20 protein-coding genes are annotated in these 18,928 nt (G+C 41.2%); all 20 read right to left on the bottom strand.

The window, feature by feature from the left end:
* Nucleotides 1-6: 6 nt before the first annotated feature.
* Nucleotides 7-2,352 (bottom strand): ABC transporter permease, encoded by a 2,346-nt coding sequence (locus NV379_RS12235; protein WP_258207599.1) that lies wholly within the window; start codon nucleotides 2,350-2,352, stop codon nucleotides 7-9.
* A 1-nt stretch (nucleotide 2,353) separates the two neighbouring features.
* Nucleotides 2,354-3,115, bottom strand: coding sequence for an ABC transporter ATP-binding protein (locus NV379_RS12230; RefSeq protein ID WP_258207598.1), 762 nt, complete (start codon nucleotides 3,113-3,115; stop codon nucleotides 2,354-2,356).
* Between the two features lie 142 nt (nucleotides 3,116-3,257).
* Nucleotides 3,258-4,517: a HAMP domain-containing sensor histidine kinase gene (locus tag NV379_RS12225; protein ID WP_258207597.1), complete on the bottom strand. Its 1,260-nt coding sequence runs from the start codon at nucleotides 4,515-4,517 to the stop codon at nucleotides 3,258-3,260.
* Nucleotides 4,514-5,206, bottom strand: a complete 693-nt coding sequence (locus tag NV379_RS12220) for a response regulator transcription factor (RefSeq protein WP_258207596.1) — start codon at nucleotides 5,204-5,206, stop codon at nucleotides 4,514-4,516. The genes NV379_RS12225 and NV379_RS12220 overlap by 4 nt, the downstream gene beginning before the upstream one ends.
* Before the next feature lie 3 nt (nucleotides 5,207-5,209).
* Nucleotides 5,210-5,830 carry a DUF2812 domain-containing protein gene (locus tag NV379_RS12215; RefSeq protein WP_258207595.1) on the bottom strand — a complete coding sequence of 207 codons (621 nt, stop codon included), beginning with the start codon at nucleotides 5,828-5,830 and terminating at the stop codon, nucleotides 5,210-5,212.
* A 20-nt stretch (nucleotides 5,831-5,850) separates the two neighbouring features.
* Nucleotides 5,851-6,162 (bottom strand): PadR family transcriptional regulator, encoded by a 312-nt coding sequence (locus NV379_RS12210; protein ID WP_258207594.1) that lies wholly within the window; start codon nucleotides 6,160-6,162, stop codon nucleotides 5,851-5,853.
* A 173-nt stretch (nucleotides 6,163-6,335) separates the two neighbouring features.
* Complete coding sequence (locus tag NV379_RS12205; RefSeq protein ID WP_258207593.1) at nucleotides 6,336-6,638, bottom strand: hypothetical protein; 303 nt, start codon at nucleotides 6,636-6,638, stop codon at nucleotides 6,336-6,338.
* Nucleotides 6,639-6,866: 228 nt separating this feature from the next.
* Nucleotides 6,867-7,931 carry a peptidylprolyl isomerase gene (locus tag NV379_RS12200; RefSeq protein WP_258207592.1) on the bottom strand — a complete coding sequence of 355 codons (1,065 nt, stop codon included), beginning with the start codon at nucleotides 7,929-7,931 and terminating at the stop codon, nucleotides 6,867-6,869.
* A gap of 84 nt (nucleotides 7,932-8,015) precedes the next feature.
* Nucleotides 8,016-10,112: a CBM96 family carbohydrate-binding protein gene (locus NV379_RS12195; RefSeq protein WP_258207591.1), complete on the bottom strand. Its 2,097-nt coding sequence runs from the start codon at nucleotides 10,110-10,112 to the stop codon at nucleotides 8,016-8,018.
* 278 nt (nucleotides 10,113-10,390) lie between these two features.
* Complete coding sequence (locus NV379_RS12190) at nucleotides 10,391-10,813, bottom strand: YkvA family protein (protein WP_258207590.1); 423 nt, start codon at nucleotides 10,811-10,813, stop codon at nucleotides 10,391-10,393.
* A gap of 105 nt (nucleotides 10,814-10,918) precedes the next feature.
* Entirely contained in the window at nucleotides 10,919-11,704 is a 786-nt protein-coding gene (locus tag NV379_RS12185; RefSeq protein WP_258207589.1) for an alpha/beta fold hydrolase, read from the bottom strand.
* Between the two features lie 92 nt (nucleotides 11,705-11,796).
* Nucleotides 11,797-12,570 (bottom strand): hypothetical protein, encoded by a 774-nt coding sequence (locus NV379_RS12180; RefSeq protein WP_258207588.1) that lies wholly within the window; start codon nucleotides 12,568-12,570, stop codon nucleotides 11,797-11,799.
* A 78-nt stretch (nucleotides 12,571-12,648) separates the two neighbouring features.
* Entirely contained in the window at nucleotides 12,649-13,293 is a 645-nt protein-coding gene (locus NV379_RS12175; RefSeq protein WP_258207587.1) for a 2OG-Fe(II) oxygenase, read from the bottom strand.
* A 92-nt stretch (nucleotides 13,294-13,385) separates the two neighbouring features.
* Nucleotides 13,386-14,279, bottom strand: a complete 894-nt coding sequence (locus NV379_RS12170) for a DMT family transporter (RefSeq protein WP_258207586.1) — start codon at nucleotides 14,277-14,279, stop codon at nucleotides 13,386-13,388.
* Between the two features lie 164 nt (nucleotides 14,280-14,443).
* Nucleotides 14,444-14,974 (bottom strand): GNAT family N-acetyltransferase, encoded by a 531-nt coding sequence (locus NV379_RS12165; RefSeq protein ID WP_258207585.1) that lies wholly within the window; start codon nucleotides 14,972-14,974, stop codon nucleotides 14,444-14,446.
* A 172-nt stretch (nucleotides 14,975-15,146) separates the two neighbouring features.
* Entirely contained in the window at nucleotides 15,147-15,695 is a 549-nt protein-coding gene (locus NV379_RS12160) for a cysteine hydrolase family protein (protein ID WP_258207584.1), read from the bottom strand.
* 116 nt (nucleotides 15,696-15,811) lie between these two features.
* On the bottom strand, nucleotides 15,812-16,177 hold the full coding sequence (locus tag NV379_RS12155) for a winged helix-turn-helix transcriptional regulator (protein ID WP_258207583.1): 366 nt from the start codon (nucleotides 16,175-16,177) through the stop codon (nucleotides 15,812-15,814).
* 15 nt (nucleotides 16,178-16,192) lie between these two features.
* The gene (locus NV379_RS12150) at nucleotides 16,193-17,290 is read right to left on the bottom strand and encodes an MBL fold metallo-hydrolase (protein ID WP_258207808.1); all 1,098 of its coding nucleotides are present in this window, start codon (nucleotides 17,288-17,290) and stop codon (nucleotides 16,193-16,195) included.
* A gap of 87 nt (nucleotides 17,291-17,377) precedes the next feature.
* Entirely contained in the window at nucleotides 17,378-17,950 is a 573-nt protein-coding gene (locus NV379_RS12145; protein ID WP_258207582.1) for a TetR/AcrR family transcriptional regulator, read from the bottom strand.
* Between the two features lie 26 nt (nucleotides 17,951-17,976).
* Nucleotides 17,977-18,789, bottom strand: coding sequence for an MBL fold metallo-hydrolase (locus tag NV379_RS12140; RefSeq protein ID WP_258207581.1), 813 nt, complete (start codon nucleotides 18,787-18,789; stop codon nucleotides 17,977-17,979).
* Nucleotides 18,790-18,928 lie beyond the last annotated feature (139 nt).

Raw genomic sequence — 18,928 nt, 5'->3', positions numbered from 1 at the left:
TACTTTCTATTCGGTTATAAGTCCATATGCGGAAATCCGCTTAATTCTACGCGCAACCAGCATCGATACGACATATGCCATCATAACGATAGCAACACCGAGCATGATGATATGCGGTAATTTGAGAACAAAGTTTACACTGTGAGTCCCCATTCCCGAGAGCAATAAAGTGAGCATCGAATTCGTGAAGAAGTATCCAAATATGCTGCCGATCACGACTCCAATAATCACAATCGGAACGAAGCTTAATGCAATTTGATTCATAAGCTGTATAGTCGTGTAACCAATTGCTTTCAGGATACCAAGCTCCTTCTTACGTCTGATAATCATCGTCTTGATCACCAGATATAGAAGAAGCACAACAACGAGTACCGTAATCGCAATAATCATAAGCATAACAGCAAAAACTGCTGAGATGTATATCCCGCTTTGACTCTTGATGACCTCACCAACATCCATGATCTCCTGAATCTTGTTGCCGAATTGCGCTTTCATATCACGGATAAAGCTCTGGTTGTCCATTCCCTTCAAATATACTTTCGTTGATAGTTTCTTATACTCAGGAATGACGTGCTTGATCCCTTGTAATGTAAAATAAACAACCTCGCCCATGTTGCTCATCGATTGACTATATCCAGTCACTAAGTAGGAGTAAACCTGGTCTCCAGCCTTCACTTCTACTTGGTCACCAATCTTCTTCCCAAGCTGATTCGACACAACCCAAGAGATTGTGATTTCATTATCATGCTTCGGATACCTGCCTTCGTACACCTGTTGATTGTCGAGCTTACTGTAATCATCGGAAACATTCGAATAAACCTTCTTGCCTTCAATATTAGTTCCAATCATATCGAGCATAGACACCTTCTCAACATGAGGCAATTGTTTAAGATGTGTTAACAACTGTTGATTGTCTGCTTCTGTTTTCATCGTGATGGAAACGGAAGACGTTTCCGCACCAACAAGATGAACGAATGCTTTATTATCAACACCCACATTATAGTAAAGAACAATGGCGAATACCGATGCAAAGGTGATAGCTGCCATAATCGCAATGATCATCATATTTTGCCGAACATTCATGAGCATGGTCTTACATCCCAACATGAACTGCAGTCCACCCCTAGATGTCTCAAGCGGTACGTAATTTTTCTTGAAATTATGCGTGGTTAGCCCGCCTCTTAATGCTGTTACAGGATTTAACTTCTTGATCCGCAAGGAAGACATCATTGTAATAAGCGGCACTAAGATAACAATGAGCAGGATGCTGATCATATTCGCGACTAAATTGAACTTGCTGTTCCAGTTCAAACCTGACATCGTCGTAATAATGCTTCCGAATCCCGGTAGCAGTAAGTACGAAATCGCTGTTCCTATGATGCCTGCACTCATCGTAATGAGGATAAACTGAAAGTTAATGGAGCTAATAATCTGCCAGCTTGTATATCCGATTGCTTTGAGAACACCGATATTCACGATCGTATCTTCGATACTGTCTGACACGCGGAATTTGATTACGATCAGCGAGACGATCAGCACGACCGCTGCAAATGCAACGAGAATCATTGCAACAATGTTGATCGTAAACCCAAGCGAGGTTTTCATGGCTTCAAAATTACCTTCATAATAAGTCGATAGGGCATTGTCTGGACTAAGTGTCGGGAACTCTTCTTCAAATTGACTAAGTAAATCTGTCGCATGCTTCGAATCCGTAAGTACAGCAGACATAACAATCCCTTGCTCTGCTTCTCCTAACTGACGAACCAATTCCTCATAACCCGCTGTTGGTAGAACAAGTTTCATGATTCCATTATTATTCGTATTCATCATCGTGATTTCGAAGAAACCTGCAATACGGTATGTAAACTTCTTTTCTTGATACGTGATGGTGATCGAATCACCTAGCTTGTACCCCCCGCTCGATTTAAAGCTCAGCGGCAAGTAAATATCGTTCGCTTGAGGATCATTTAGCTTTTCGGTGAAATGGACCGGTGAGATTTCCTTGATCTGGTTCATTCCCTGAATCAGAGTCATGATATCCAGATCACTTTCACCATAGTGAAATTTAGTAGAGGGCAATAAGAGACCTTCACTCACCTCAGATTGCTTCACTTCCGCACTCTTTTTAAAGAAATCGCTGTAATCCTGCTTGTAATCGGATCGTTTCATCACAATAATCGCATGGGGGTCATGTAATTGCTTCAACTTGTCATCATAGAAAGTGTTCATCTGAATCAGGACCATAAGCCCGATATTTAGCAGTAAGGCTGCGATCGTAGTAAGGATGAACAACGAGATCGCTGCACTTTTTCCTTTTCGAATATTGGCGAGAGCAAGACTTAAGATGTTCATCTTACCACCCCATTTCAGTAAGGAAGGTCGTTAGCTTCTCATGACGCTCATGGCTATGCTCTTTGCTAAAATGGCCTAAATGAAGATCTCCATAAATCACACCATCACGCAAATATAGGATTCGACTACCTCGCAGAGCTGTCTTCATGTCATGCGTAACCATTACAATGCTCTGTCCATTCTGATTAACTTGCGTCATAATCTCCAGCACACTATCGCTTGAAGCTGAATTCAGTGCACCTGTCGGTTCATCAGCGAACACGATCTTCGGGTCGTTAATAAGTGCGCGTACAATGCCAGCACGCTGTGCTTCACCACCAGATAACTGCGAAGGAAACTTACTCCATGCGGTTTCATTTAATCCAACTTGGAGAAGTAACTGTTTTGCCTTAGCAACAATCGTGCTCTTATTCTTACCTACTAATAGCCCGCTTGATAGAATATTGTCCATAACACTCATATTGTCTAACAAATAGATTTGCTGAAAGATGAAGCCGCAGTGTTTTCTTCGAAATATAGCGAGCTGATCGGTGCTTAGCTTTGCAATATCTTCTTTTTCATAATAAATTGAGCCAAGCGTTGGTTTATCCATACCTGATAACGCATAGAGAAGCGTTGATTTCCCTGAGCCCGAACTGCCCATAATAACCGTAAAATCGCCGTCCATCAGCTCAATATCTAGATTTTTCAAGACATGCTGTTGATTACCGCCACTTGAAAAGGTCTTACACAATTTCTCCGTTTGCAATAAAACATTGACCATATGAATAACCACCTCTTATTGGATAAAAGTATCACATTTCTGAATAACAAAAAAAGACTGTAAATTGATTACAGTCCTATCATACAAGATCAATTCTTATTTAATCTTTGCCCAATCCTTAACCATTTCTTAATTCTATTCATTAAGCTAATTTCAATCGTAATACTACCGTGAACCCATCAGGTCGATTTAAGCACTCAATATGTCCTTGCATCTTCTGCATAAAATATTTCGAGATATAGAGGCCAAGCCCCGATCCGATAAATCCCTCTATATTGCCGCCACGATAAAATTTATTAAACAATAACGGTATTTCCTCAGCAGCGGCTCCTTTTCCATAGTCCATCACATGAATCTCTAAGTAGTTATCACGAATCTGGGATGCAATCTGAATCGAGGTTCCCGCATATTTGTAAGCATTACTAATTACATTATCTATTACTTGCTGAAGACGATTAACATCCGCAAGGATGATGCACGATGGTATACGATCACAGCTAATTTTTCCATCGTAATTAACACTTTCGATCATCCCGCTGAGTACATCGCTCATTTCCTCCGTTACCATCACCTTCAGCTCCTCTAATTCTTCGAGAGTAGCATGAAACATATCCGTCACGAGAAGATGTATCTGATCAGCTTTGATATTAATCATGTTTAACTGATGAATGACTTTATCCTCACTTGCTCGTACAAGCATGAGTTCCGTCACTGCTTTAATTGAAGCAACCGGTGTCTTGATGTCATGGCTTAAAGTAGCAACAAGCTCTTTCTTACTGCGATTGGCTTCGTACTCACTCTGACGTGCAGCTGCAAGCTGCTCTCGCATCATATCAAAGCTTTCGGTAAATGCGCCGAACGGATTATTCTTTCTCATTTCAAGTGGAATGTTTAGATCACCTCTAGCCACATACTTCGCAAAGCGCTCCATTTGTTTAAAAGGCTTAAATACCGCTTGATTGAGATAAATTGCGTACCCCGCACATAACACAATCAAACTGCTAAACGTTTCAACAATCACCATCATAAGCTTATCTTTCATCTGATGAACTAGTTGCTCAGTTGAACTTGGGAGTATCAGCTTACCCGCATAATTCCCTTGTACGTTCAGATCAACCATAACGCTATGCTCTTTAATGGCATTATGTAGGGAAGTAAACAGTCCCTGTGATGTTTCAAATAGAAGTTCGCCTTTAGCATCAATCAATGCAAAATCTTGCTTAATCCTATGAAAATCGTCTTGAACAACCTGTCCGCTTCGGTCTTCGAACGTCTTCACAATATCATTGACCATTACCATATCCAGTTCCGTATTTACCTTCGTATCTAGAGTAAGATAGGATAGGAAACCTCCACCAAGGAGCATCATCATGATGAGTACGATAAGCCACCTTATTCTCATGACAGCCTGTCCTCAAGCATATATCCCTTGCCCCATACCGTCTTGATGTACCTCGGATCATTCGGATTATCTTCGATCTTCTCGCGCAAATGCCTAATATGTACGTTCAACGTTCCATCACTCGTAAAGGTATCTTCCCACACCTGCAGGAACAATTCATTCTTCGTAACCACTCGATTACGGTTATTCGCTAAATAGCAGAGCAGCTTATACTCCAAGGATTTCAACTTCACATCTATACCCTTTACACGAATCCGGCACAATTGTTCATCGATCTCCACCTCACCGAAAGAAAGTGAATCTTCCTCTTCCACAGACACTCGACTACCATATCGTTTCAAGACAGCCTTAACCTTGGCAAGCAGCACACTGAGTGTATAAGGCTTCTGAATATAATCATCGCCGCCAATATTGAGTGCAATAAGAATATCGTCGTCGCTAGAACGTGCACTAATGAACAGAATTGGAATCTCCGTTGTCTGACGAAGCTTCTTACATAGTTCGAATCCTGAATCCTGACCCAAATTAATATCGAGCAAGATAAGTGAAGTCTCATTCTTCTCTAAGAATTGCAAGCATTCCTCGCTACTAGTCACATAGGCAGATCGAACCTCAAACATATTGAAATACTCACATGTCGTCTCAGCTAGAAGCGTTTCATCATCTACAATTAAGCAATCGTAGTTCATCTATTACATAGCTCCTCCATTCGTGTGTTTATAGGCCGATTTCGCCTTAATCGTAAAAATCAGATAAATAATCATGCAAGCTGGTAATGTTAAGTAACCTAAACCTCTAGTTAGTGCGAATGGTGTTTCAAATGCCAATGCACGGAAGAATTCCATACCGCTCTTCTCCCACAATCCCGGCGTTTGATACCATAACTTCGGATTCACAAGTGTAGCCATCTCGAGTGATTGGTTGGCGAGTGATGATATCATGATCGCGAGGAATAAGATAAATATCGTAGACCACATTCTAGCGATTCGATCATAGCGACCTGCCTTAGAAGACGAATCTGAGAAAATATCATCTGTTGTAAACTCATCCATCTGTTTGAAATATTGCGCTCCAGAACTCTTCGTCCCCGCAATGTGTCTCCAGCCGCTATCTTCATATAAGGCACGATAATCTTCGAAGTCTTCCCTCTTATTAAAAATGCGATAGTCCATTCGGTAATTCGCTTTCTCCGGGCTACCTTTACCAAATTTATATCCAACATTCTTGCTGCTTAATATGTAACCCTTGCTAGCCATCTCATTTAACCAACGCTCTTCTTTATCAAAATTAACGAAAAATTTGTATGCTCTCATCCTAATCCCTACCCTTAGTTTTATTGTAAAATGCTTCTTGTCACGGCAACCATCTGCTGCATTCGTGCCAAGTCCTGATGTAGAATATCTAAACCTAAATCTGTAATCACATACACCTTGCGACGGCTATCTTCGCTTGCAACAGGTTGAATAAACTTCAGCTTCAATAAATTCTCAATCGCACCATATAGCGTACCTGCTGCCATCCGAACTTGTCCTTCGCTTAATTCCTCTACTTTTTGTAAAATTACATAACCATGCGCCGGCTCAGTTAGCGCTAGCAAAATATAGTAAACCGTCTCAGTAAGCGGTAAATTCTTATCTCGAATCACAATACTCCTCCTTGAATTTCATTATTCAGTTCCACTTTATTCAGCCGAACTTTATTAAGTTGTACTGTATAGTTGTATTATATATAGTCCGACTGTATATTGCAAGAGAAAATTTGCCAGCAACTTTTTTTAATTAGCATACTGGCATTTCATGACCATATTTATTATTTTTACTAACGAATTCGAATTAAGTTACTTTGCAGTACCGTATCCCCTGTTTGGGGTGTGAAAGCAACCTTCGTAACACCAGTGACATTCGTGATCAATCTCGGATCATCCACCTGGGTAATTCGAACCTCATACTTGAATACAACTTTCGATACATCGGAAAACAGAAACACCGATTGATTCGGTTCCACACGAACCGTACACTTCTTCGTACCACAGGGGCTTACCAGTAATGGAACTGGTGATCCACTGGACCAATCGAACACTTGAACCGTTACCGATCGCGCACATGCCCGATTCAAATTCACTACATCAATTAAAGCAAACTTTGTTCTAGGCGCTCTTCGCAATATACCGGTAGAGAACTTCGCTCTCCTCATTCTCTTACTCTCACATCCTTTTATACATAGTAGCTGCAAGTTTCAGCGAAGTGACTGTATGCTTGAGCAGGACTCTTTTTTCCTATTCAAAAACAACAAAAAGACCCGTTTCATCGAGTCCCTTATTGCCCTATTGTTATAAGATCAATTAATATTCTACCGCATCTTCACACTGCTATACACATCTTCCATCACTTCTAAGCTGGCATGGAGTACCTTGTCTTCGATCATTGAGTTGAGGCTCTCTTCCATATACATCGAATGCAGCACTTCCCGTGCCTCATCAAAACTCACAACCCCACCGTCCGTTTTATTAAGACACCTAATCAACATCACACCTTGGTCATCGGTAATGACATCGCTAAGTTCCCCGACCCGAAGCATACTAGCTTGCTGTAAAAGAGGGTCTTGTCGTTCGAGATCATTCGATGGCTTCACATTCGGTATGTAGCGATCACTCATCGTAACGAGCCCCTTATTATTTTGCAGGATCGTCTCGCTACTACGACCAGAAGTAAGTTCAGAGCGTATCGTGTTAGCGAATTGAACGACTTGATCCTGCGTCATCGCACCAGGTTTAGCCTCCCAATCAATCCGATACATCTGGACATGAATTTGACCCGGTTTCTCTAGAATGTGATTCTCTTGCTGTTGCATCTTGTTATATAACCCTTGAAGGGCTTCCCTATTGGGCTGTGATTCATTACGCCTATACCAAGCAAATAGCTGCTCCATCATCTTGCTTCGATCATAACTTAGATATTCAATAGCACGAAATTCCTTCGGGCCGTATACGACTTGCCCCTTTGATAGGGCTTCTGTTCTTCGCTGATTCTCCGATTTTAACTTTGCCTGAAAACTGCTAAAGCTAGTGTCACTTATTATCCCCTTTTCCTTGGCTACCATTTGCTCGACTTTGATCCTGGTCAGCTTCTCTACCGCTTTGCGCTTCGCTACCTCAATTGGAATCTCGTTTTGATAAGAATCCGTCCAGAAATGTTTGCTGTCTTGTGCGCTATATTTTTCATGAAAATATCGCATAACATCCGCTGCTGAATCTTGCAGTTGAAGTTCCAGTTCACCTAGCGCAACATCTTCACCATTAATCCTCATGACCGTGGTATCAGCTTCATAACTCGATTCCTTGCGGCAGCCTGTGAGCAGGATGCTTGTCACGATTAAGAGTAGTATCCATGTGAAACAAAGCCGATTTGATTTCATGATTCATGCACCTACAATCTCCATGTTCATCACCGCTTGATTAATAGGGGATCCTTCGCGAATCCCCTGACTTCCTTCGATCCGTTATTGAATGACAAGCTCAGGCATTGTGGCTGCCGATTCTCTAGAGCTGAACTGCACATCGTTAGTCGAGCTTGCTGCATCTTCATTAACTAGCATAAGCGATATCTTTTTGCCAGATGCCATATTGCTATTCACATAGCTAGTTACATCAACCTCATACCATATACCTGCCGTATTGCTTACAGTGAAACTGCCAATATATGTCGCGCCAGCAGGAGCGTTATTCCAATTCAGTCCAGATTCCGTCCAACTGTTCGTCGTACCATACACCTTAATCGTTCTGGAAGGAGATGTATTGGCGGAGTTCACATGTAGCCGCAACTTCGCAAGCGACGTACTGCTTCCGCTATATCCTGTATAATCGAATTTCAGATAAGCTTTTCTCGCATAACTGGTGGCATCCGACTTGACCCATAATCCTGTATCTGTACCATAGTTAGTCCCCGCATAGGTACCATTACGAACATATGCATCTTCTGTCGGATTGAAAGTTACTCCGCTTACAAGTACAGATGATTCATAAGCACCGATATCTGGTGTATTGCTTACACTATTGCCGTAGAAATCCTGCCCACCATTTCCCGTAATGGTGAGACCTGCATTAATCGCTGGAGATGTATCTTGCAGCTTATATTCAGGCAGACGGTTCGGATCATTCATATCAATATTCGATACACCTGCTCCTGGATTTACGAGCTGCGGATCAACCGTTATCAGACCCGGATGAGCTGGTGGCCCATTCACATCATCAATCGTTGCTGGATAGAACAAGTTATTCTTGAATTCCGTCTGAGCTCCCCATGTCACATTATTAGAGAACTTGGTTACTGTGCCATCGGCTTTAATGATATTATTATAAAATTTCGGCTGGATCGTCGTCATACTCGTTGGAGCGAATATATAATTCTGCACGCCCGCTCCAATATAGAACGTATTGTTATACACGTAATTATTCGTATTATTGTTCGTGTAATGGAACAAGTGATTGTTCAGCCCACCGCCATCGTTCTCACTCACATTGTAACGAACTTTCAAATTCTGAGTGGAAGGCATAATAAGCATAAAGCCGCCTTTGTTGTTATGACTGTAATTATATTGAAAAATATCTCCGTTCGTGTTGTTATCCGAGTCAAACGCCTCGCCATCGTTATAGCCATTCATACCACCATATACTTCATTGTATTGAACGAGCGCCCCTGTCGTATAATGCGTCCATAAACCCGCATAGTTAGCAGAAGTCGTCATACTATGATTCTTAACAATGTTATATTCGGCCTTGGCTCCAGACAACACCTCAGCAAGCACCATCCCATCACCGAATATATCTTCGATCACATTGCTCCGGAACACAATATTCGTATTGATTCTCGGATATACACTGTTCCCACTGTCCGACTTATTACGAATGCCTTCCTTCGTTACATTCTTCACATGATTGTTCTCAACAAGCACATCATTAAATCCCGCTTTACGACCAATTGTCGCTACCCCATCCTTGTTAATATGAGTCCCGAAGAAAATAATTCCACCGCTGTTCTTATTCCCATTCGGGTCCGAGTTTACATCATGCACATACGTATTTCGGATCACAATATGGTTCTTCAAACCTTCTTCGTTGTTATAGACAAGGATACCGGATCGGGAAGAAGTTATCGTCGTACTGTAATTGGTCACCTCCATATTGTTAATCTCCCAGTATTCTTGGTTATACAACATGACCGCACCTGAAGTATTCGCTGGATACTGCGTACCATTACCGTTAATGATCGGCTTGTTACCTGTACCGTATTGATCGATGACAATCGGATTCCCGCTCGTACCTGACCCTTTCGGCCATAGTTGTCCATTCCATACACTGCCGGCTTTCAGTAATATTTGATCCCCGGGTGCAAATGTCGTGCTGTTTAACTTATTTAAAGATTTCCAAGCATCAGATGCGCTAGTTCCGCTATTCGTATCATTACCGCTTGCGGCATCTACATAATAATTACTTCCCGCCGCTCGTGCAATTTCAGGTGATCCCACGACAAACGTCAGCAGACTTAAGAGCAGTGTTACAATCATGCCGATCAACATTGAAGCTCGCTTGTTCAACATCATGTTTCAACACCTTTCTTGGAGAATAATTGCGTTATAGCATTTACGCACTTATACTTGAAAGCGCATACATACCTCCTTGTTCCCTATTTTCACACCCACATTTTCCAAATACAATTCACTATTTTTACTTTATTCATACGAATTTTATACATTATGGCAAGCCAACCGATATGCTTGTTGAACCGTATTATGAAACAACAAAAAAGTAACACAATACGCATCACGAAGACGCAATTGGTGGTACTCTTACATGTAATTATTGTGGAATAGAGTTACTAATCTGGCGTATGCCCGTTATCATCATCACCATCTAGCTGACTATTAACTTCATCTATGTCGTGCTGCGAGATGGCACCCTCACCAAAGAAATCGACTAATTTATTTTTTGCCTGCTGTCTTACATTCGCATCAATATTTAATGCAACCCGCGCAGCAGCAAATAACAGTACCCCTAAATCATCGGCATAACCTGCAATTGGAACAAAATCTGGGATCGCATCAATCGGAAAGATCAAATAACCAAGCCCACCATAAATAAGCGCCTTATCCCTCCGCGAGATCTTGGGATTATCTAATGCATAATAGAGGATCAATCCGCTGTATACGACCTTCTGCCCCGCTGCTATCGCATTCTTCTTCAGCTTGTTCCAGAATCCATCCTCGCTATAATGCTTCTCATACTTGGAACTATCGTTCATCGTTCACCCCACCCTTTATTGATATAGAGTGTACGATAGATGGTAAAATAACTCCATATTGTGAAAAAAGACACCATTAAGGTGTCTCGTTGCATCATATGAAAGCTACCCGTTCGTAAATTGCATAAGCAACTGGTTAAACTTATCCCGCTCTTCCCAGAAAGCACCATGCCCACTATATTGGAACGGGACGAACTGCGAATTACGAATTAACTTATGTGTTTCTTGCCCTTTCTCAAATGGAACAACATGATCATGAATTCCATGAACAATGAGTGTAGGGACGTGGATATGTGCAAGATCCTTCTCCACATTCTCATCGCGCAACGTTTGCATAATCGCGATTGTAGCCCAACTTGCCGCTTGTAAGCCTAGCTGTAGGAACCAGTCCGCGAATGGACCTGTAATATGCTGAAAGAAGAACAGATCCGTTACGCCTTGCAGCATCTTCGGACGATCATTGAGCGCTCCGCTAATGAACATATTCGCGACTTCTGGTGCAACACTAGTCGGAGATGCCGCATCGATAAGAACAAGCTTCTTTACACCGTGCCCCTGATGGCGAGCCATATATCGAATCGAAATTGCTCCACCTGTAGAATGTCCAGCGAGTGTGAAGTTTTGTAGATTTAATGCATCCACAACCGCACGAACATCATCCGCTAACCGGTAAAATGTATAGCCATGATAAGGTTTATCCGAATTCCCATACCCCCGCCAGTCCATACCGATACAACGATAACCTTTTGCAGGAAGAACATTAAATTGATACTCATACTGCTTATGATTAAGCGGCCAGCCATGGATAAACAATATCGTTTGGCTGCCTGTTGGATTAACATCCTCTACGAATACCCGGACTCCTTGCTCAACTGCTATATAATAGCCCATGCCAATTCCCACCCCCGTTTGATGAAATAGTTCTTCATTAGGGTATTCAAATGGTGGGAGATGGGTGAGTGCCTATATGGGCATAGTCAAATTCATCTCCTGCGTCTCTGCGTAGGATCAGCTTCTCTACTATACTTAACTAATGAGTTTTCTTTAGGATAATATACATAAGCAGGTAACTTAATCGATTTACGATCACAGGGTTGCGATACCATTACATGACGCTCACTATCAAATAAATAAGCTAAATATAAACCTTTAAGTTCTTCCTCAATATTATTGGCAGGTATTTTTTCAAGTTTATATGATAATAACTTTGGTTTATTGAACAACCTATATAAACCTCTAAGCCCATAAATTAAAATAATATAAAAAATAAATATAGAGCTAAAGATCAACAGTAATAATGTATACTGCTTCTCCTTATAGAGATTTAATAAATAACTAGCCTTTATATTAGTAATGCAAAAAGATAAAATTAAAAAACCAGTAAGAATTGTAAAGTTAACAATATTAATAAATCTAGTTTTCTTTATTTTTTTAAAATAATTAATAACCACGTAGAAAAGCATAATAATGCCTGAAATTAGTATTACGATACCATCAATAATCAATAATAAATTAAGTATGAAGTCGGAAAAAAGATCACTATACTTCAAAGTTACGCTTGGTACATGGATGAAAAACAGTAAAATTAATGTGGTAATAATAATATCTAAGAAATCTTCCCATAAACCAGTCGACTTTGGAGTTAATAAGTAATCAATTTCATTCTTATTTGTTATTGTTAGATGAATTCTAATAATAACGATTATAACAGTAATTAGTGGTAGTATTTTTAATAAGATTTCGATTATTCCTGTCATTAATATAACTCCAGTTTCTGTATTTATCAGTGCTATTTTACGTTAATAATAATTCAAGTTTCATACTCAATGTTATACTTAATCCCTAAACTGCTGCCTCCGCATCCACATCGTCGCAACCCACTTCTCACCCTTAACAACAGGTGTACCCGCATGCAATGTAAGTTCATTTAACTCTGGATTGTCATAAAAATATTCAAAGTAGACCGCCATGCCTTTAATAGGAAACACAGTAAGATTTAGCTTCGGGAACGACGTTTCTCCGCCTTCCTCCACATCATTCAGGTACATCACGAGCGTGCTGATTCGATTGTTGCTGCTTGCTCGACTCGTCTCTGCAAAGTAATCATAATGCGGCTTATATTCTTGTCCTGGCGTATATTGCAATACTTGCAATCCATCGCCATGTGCAATCGGTATATTCATAATCTCAGAGATTCGCTTCTCAATTCTAGCAACCGTCTCACTATCTTCACAGAAAACTCCGCTACTCGTTCGTATCTGATTCATCGTGCGCTCTTCCCCAATTTTCGAGCGCTTCAGTCCCTCTTTGGACTGTTCAATTAACGCTTCGCATTCCTCATCGCTAAGTACATTTCCTAACACGACAACGAGCGGCTCCTCATACTTTGTCACAATGCGAACCTCTCGATCTTCCGTCCTAATCGTATTACCCACATGATCAAATATCGTCTGTTCCTTCTTCGTCGCATTCCCCAGCATCCTGCAGCAACTCCCATGTGAATGACATCCATCATAATTCCAAGATACCATAAAATGGGATGCGTACTCTATTATATTTTTATAAAATTCAATTATTTATGACTAGAATAGGCTTGTCCTGCTTTCTTATGAAGAAATTGAAGCTTCGTCTCCGCAATCAGAATGCCAATGAGTATCAATATGCAGCCAATCACCATACGCACTGTCAGCATCTCATGCAAGATCATGACAGAGAACAACGTACCAAACACCGCTTCTGTTGATAAAATAATCGCAGCCTTCGTCTCCGTCGTATGTTTCTGCGCAATTGTCTGCACCAAGAATGCAATTGTCGTGCTGACCACGCCTAAGTACACAGCCGCAAGTAATCCCTTGCTTTCGAAATTTAGATTCATCGCTTCGCCGCGAGACAGTACAACGACAAACGAAAGTATAAATGCCGTAATCATCTGGACGATCGTAAGTCCGATAGGCGAATGCTTTTTCACAAACTCACTGGTAAAGAAAATATGAAAAGCAAAGCAAATCGCACACAGCAGCGTCAATCCATCACCGAAATTTAAGCTCAGCTCCGCCTCCAGCGACAAGACACCGACCCCAAGAATAGCCAGTACCGCACCAAGAAGTCCGAATCGATCAATCCCTCTGCGATATAAGATATATCCGATAAACGGAACAATCACGACATTCACTGCCGTCAAGAATGCATTCTTCGATGGCGTCGTATACTGTAGACCCACCGTCTGAAGTGCGAACCCAAAGAACACAATAGTACCAAGTACAATGCCCGCCAGAACAGTTGATCGGTTCAAAGCTCGTATATGCTTCACAAAAATAACCGACAGCACACAAGCCGCAATGAAGAAACGAATCGCCATTGTCTGATACGCCGTCATCGTCTCCAGCGAGATTGCAGCCGCTACAAACCCAATGCCCCAAACAACTGCAACAAAGAGCAACCCCATTTCACCTACATATTTTCTCATCTCTACGTCTCCTACTCTCTCTAGTTGATATCTTTTTCCATTATCCAACAACAGGGTGATAAAACAAGTGTCTATTTTCAGAATAATAGCTCAGCCAAACTTATGTGTATGCAACAAAAAGGACACTAGACTAATCGTCTGAGTGTCCTTTGCTAACCATTGACTTAATCCGTTGCCAATCTGGCATACATATTAAGATCATTAAATGTATCGTTTACCTTTTCGTATTGTCTTAACGTACCTTCGAATGTAAAATTCAGCTTTTCCAACACTTTTGCAGAACCGACGTTAGCAGGTACGACTTTAGCCTGAATACGATTGAGTTTAAGCGTTGTGAATGCATAATCTACCAAAGAGCCGATTGCTTCAGTTGCATATCCTTTTCCCCAATAATCCTTGGCAATATCATATCCGACTTCCGTACGGCCATTATCCCAATCGAAGTAATTGTAGCCACACGTACCTATAATTACATCCGATTCTTTTTCAATAATAGAGTAACGTATTGCCTTATGATCCTGTGACAGCTCATCCATGAGCTTAATCATCTCTATAGCCTGATCCTCATCTATAAAACAATCAATATCCATGTACTTCGTAACAGCAGGATCGGACCAAATCTTAAACAAATTGGGTGCGTCCGACTCGTTCATTTTTCTTAAAATCAATCGCTCTGTGTGTAACTCTTTAATCAACATTTTTACCTCCATAAAAGTTATATTGTTGGCTCAAAACATTGACATCTGCGCATATTTCAGTCCCTTCGCTATGTATATCATCCTTCAACTACCTCTCTAGTATACAAAAAAGCACCCACAATCCGCACGTTGAATATGTGTCAGACGATGGATACTTGTCTATGAAAAATTAAATCACTTCATTCAAGCTACTTGTATCGATGACTTGAGCAAATGTACCATGTAAAGATCCCATAAAAGCATCATGAACCGTATGAGCAGGAATCACTTTATCGTTCCATTCCAAATCTCTCGTCGTACAAGCATCACCGAGCACGATGACTTCATACCCCAAGCGACATGCAGCTCTCACGGTCGAATCAATACAGATGTGGCTCATCATGCCGCCAACGACTAACCGCGTTACATTCATGGATTCAAGATGTTCTTGTAACTGGGTTTGAAAAAAGCTGCCTGGTGTATGCTTAATGATCACTTTCTCATCAGATTGAGGACTAATGCCTTCATGAATATGAATTCCATCGGTATCTGGTAAGAAAAACGTTGCATCTCTATCCAGTAGAATACACTGCACATGAACAATCGGTAAATTCCTTTCGCGGAACTGAAGCAAAGCTTCCTGAGCATGAGCTAATACTTGATCTGTATTAACTAACTCATTCCTACCTCCAGGGAAATAATCATTCTGAATGTCGACCAATAATAACGCTGTATTCATGTTCCACGGCTCCTCTTCGCACAGTTAATTTTGTTTCTACAACGAATTATACTGTCGGGCAAGTGAGCCGTGAATTACCCACTTTTTTGTGGGTATCTATTACCTATTACAAGATTTCAACGTTTATAATCGATCCCTTTGCGATCAAGAAGTTCCGTTTGACCCTGCTCAACCATGTAATCGATCCCGATCTCTTGCATGATCAACACCGCAGAGAGCAACTTTTTGCCACGATCCGTCAGATAGTATTCAACATGCAGCGGATAGCCTTCACCTGTAATCTTATCGACGATGCCACTTGCTTGCATCTCTTTTAGATGCTGTAACAACATCTTCTGCGTGATCTGTTCAATCCCCCGCTCCAGCTCAGCTAAGGACGTGTTTCCATCCTTTAATTGATAGACAATCATCGTCTTCCATTTACCCTTAATCATGCCATGAACAACCTCTAAGGGACAGTTACAAGCCTCACGAATGATCATCGAATCACCTCATTATCATTGCTTCCACCATGAAGTAATAGGTACAGACATCTCACGAGTTAAAGGAACCGTTTCGCCAATTGGCGGTGCAATTAGATTCACATTCGCTTTCTCTGCTGCGACTATTGCCCGATCTATTGGGTCCGTCCAACTATGGTAAGCAAGTGTGAACGCGCCCCAATGCATTAATTTCATATTTTTCCCGTTTACATCCAAGTGTGCCTGAACTGCTTCTTCTGGCGTCATATGGACCCAAGACCAACGCTTATCATATTGACCACCTTCAATGAGTGTCATGTCAAACGGACCATATTTTTTACCGATCGCTTTAAAATGTGCATCATATCCGCCATCCCCACTGCTGTAGAAACGCGTCTGTTTGCCAAGAATGACCCAACCGCCCCATAGCGTTGAATTGCGATCCCACAAGCCTCTTCCCGAGAAATGTTTGGACGGTGTCAAAGCTAACTTGAGTCCCTCATACTCCGTTTCATCCCACCAATTCAGCTCCGTAATGTTCTCTTGGGGTACTCCCCAGCGAGTCAGATGATTGCCCACACCAAGTGGAACGAAGAAATGATTCACTTTGCTCTTCAGCTTCTGAATGGACGGATAATCCAAGTGATCATAATGATCATGCGTAAGGAGCACAGCATCAATCTGTGGCATTTTATCAATAAGAGGTAACAAATCTTCACTATAACGTTTACTTCCAACCCAAGTAACTGGTGAAGCAACACGACCTAACATCGGATCCAGCAGAATTTTCTTGTTATCCATACTAAGGATATAAGCAGAATGCCCCAGCCAAGTTAAGCTATCTTGCTCACTATGAATGGCCTCCCAATCAATTGGAGAGATCGGAAGCTGCCCACTTGGATTGCGATCTTTCCCACCTACAATCATTTCTTTAAGCATCGAGAATATATTCGAAATCCCCATATCCATCTTCGCTGGTACTTCATTCTCGAATTTCCCATCTACATAGTTATCTAGTTTACTAAATGCTTCTTTCTGCTGTTTACTCACACTTCCGCCAAACACCGGATTTAGCTTTAAGAATAATAACCCTGCAACACACACAACTACTACAATTATAAGTAAGTACAACATAATTCTTTTCATACAACCTCCCTGTTGATATGAACTTGAAGTTTAATCGAATGTTCGTTTATTTATTAGTTTAAAAGAGGGACACCCTTAAGCTTTAATGGCACCCCAGCACATTTGAACCATATGCTTTATATTCGTTTCTGTGAACTCGAATTCACCTTTAAGATGGAGCTTCACCATCTCTGTTAATGGCGTCTGAATGTATACGAGAAGCAGCATAAGATCACAGTCTTTAATTAACTTCTCTTTCTTGCCTCGCTCGATTAATTGGAAGAACGGTTGAAACATCAGTTTCGCGTCTTCCAGATTTAGTTTTTCAATGATTGGCGAATTGCAGAACTGCTCAATGAATAGGAAATCTTCCTTATGTTCTAACGTGTATGACAAGTAATTACGGATGACTAACTCTAATCCTGCTCGAACAGATACGGATTCATCTAGCCCTGCAAGCATGATCAAACTCAATTTTTTCTTCACGTTCAAATACAACTTACCTAACATATCCTCCTTATTCTCAAAATAAACATAGATCGTCGAAGGCGATACATTCGCACGCTTAGCTATCTTCGACATGGAAGTATCAGAGAACCCAATCTCATTGAGTAATTGTATGGTTGCCCGAAATATTGCTTCACTTTTATTCTCATCTTTATGTCTCATGCATTCTATAATAAACGATCATTCGATTAAAAGTCAATTTGCATGCCATCATATGCGACGATCACATCATTCGGTTCAAAAATTTGCACCAAATCGTCATGCAACAGATGTGCATTATGGGAGAAATGCGTTACAACAACCTTACCGTTTGCCTTCATTACATCTTGCTCCATGAGCCAATCGCGCGTACCCAGTACATCTTCTACATTCATATGCCCGCTACAACGTGCCGCGTTACCTGTCGTACACTCCAATATCGCCAGATCCAGCTTCTTACCTTTGAGCCAATCCCATGTAGAATTAGGAAACCATCCACTGTCATGTCCATATAGAATCGCTTTCCCATCTTTCTCTATGAAATACACCAAACAAGTTTCATTCGGAGCATGGCTCGCTAACAAGGGGGTAACAACAGCGGTTTGGGTTTGAATCGTTTCAAAAAGCAATATCCGATGCATCTGATAATGATGTTGTTCCGACTCGAGTAATTCCTTACAACTGCGAATTGGCAAATCATGCCCATAAATATGTATTTGGCGGCTTTCATCATACTGCGCATAGCCTTTCGCCCGAATGACTAAATCCTCCGCATACAAGTGATCCGAATGTGAATGGGTCAGCAATAAGTCCTGAACTTGATCCAAATCGATCCCATCCCGTAAAAAGTGATAGTACGTATCCGGTGGAAAATCGACCTTCAACACCTGATCAATAAGAACTGATGTGCGCGTCCGAATATTTTTCCCGCCTAATCTTCTAGACTGCTTGCACGTATCACAATGGCAGAATAACGAAGGAATGCCTTCAAAAGCAGCTGTTCCTAGAAAATGAACCTTCATCTCGTCTCCTCCTTAAAAAAGAGCAGCAGGACGTAAACCACAATGTGTTTATCCCCTGCTACTCTCCACTTTCTTGTGTATGCAATTACTTCTTCTTCTATTCGGACTGAGCTTTATGAAGACCTGCTTGTTTTACTTA

This window comes from Paenibacillus radicibacter (genome assembly GCF_024721995.1).
GTDB classification, from domain to species: domain Bacteria; phylum Bacillota; class Bacilli; order Paenibacillales; family NBRC-103111; genus Paenibacillus_AM; species Paenibacillus_AM radicibacter.
The sequence above is the reverse complement of the archived record's forward strand: the minus strand, read 5'-3'. Positions and strand labels throughout refer to the sequence as shown.